Here is a 612-nt window from a genome sequence, read left to right as displayed (position 1 = left end):
GCACTATGGCAACTATCAGGCGCGCGCGTATCTGAGCAGCCGATGCAAATACATATCAAGGCTAAACTAGCAAACGACATCAAAAAATCAGTCGGTCGCAAAGATTTTCAGCGCGGCGTATTGAGGCAAAACGCTGCAGGCGAGTATGAAGTGGAGTGTTTTGCCAGGCAGCAGTCACATAGAATCAAACAGCTTAGCCTTGCCAACTGTTTTGTCGTGTTGGACAAAGACAGCGGTGATGTCGCAGCAGGTAGTGAAGTGATTGTGCAACCTTTTCCTTGGCTCCATCAGACGAATAGATGAGACGTATAAATCGCAATTGGCAGTAAATTATGAATGATGACAAGCTTAGCATCGGCAGTGCTCAACTGTATTCGCCAGCCGCGCCTGCGATATCTGATGGTACTCACGCCTTGCCTACCGCTGCGTCTACGGACGTTGATGCTAGCCATTTAACTAAGAGCCATCAGCTTTTAACGGACAGCTTTGCGCGTCGTTTGACTTATTTGCGCCTCTCTATCACTGATTTTTGTAACTTTCGCTGTGAGTATTGTTTGCCCAATGGCTATCAAGGCAAGCGTCCTGATGATGAATTAAGCGTGCCTGAGATTG

General features: G+C 47.5%; 2 pseudogenes. Both read left to right on the top strand.

The features are described 5' to 3' along the window. Positions 1-303 (top strand): annotated as a pseudogene (locus tag BTV99_RS12570) (molybdopterin molybdenumtransferase MoeA); the annotation flags it as partial. Positions 304-332: 29 nt separating this feature from the next. Then, a pseudogene (locus BTV99_RS12565) lies at positions 333-612 on the top strand (GTP 3',8-cyclase MoaA); the annotation flags it as partial.

The sequence above is a fragment of the Psychrobacter sp. Rd 27.2 genome (assembly GCF_001921755.1).
In the GTDB taxonomy this organism is placed as follows: domain Bacteria; phylum Pseudomonadota; class Gammaproteobacteria; order Pseudomonadales; family Moraxellaceae; genus Psychrobacter; species Psychrobacter celer.
Note: the sequence above shows the minus strand (reverse complement) of the source record. Positions and strands in the feature narration are given on the sequence as shown.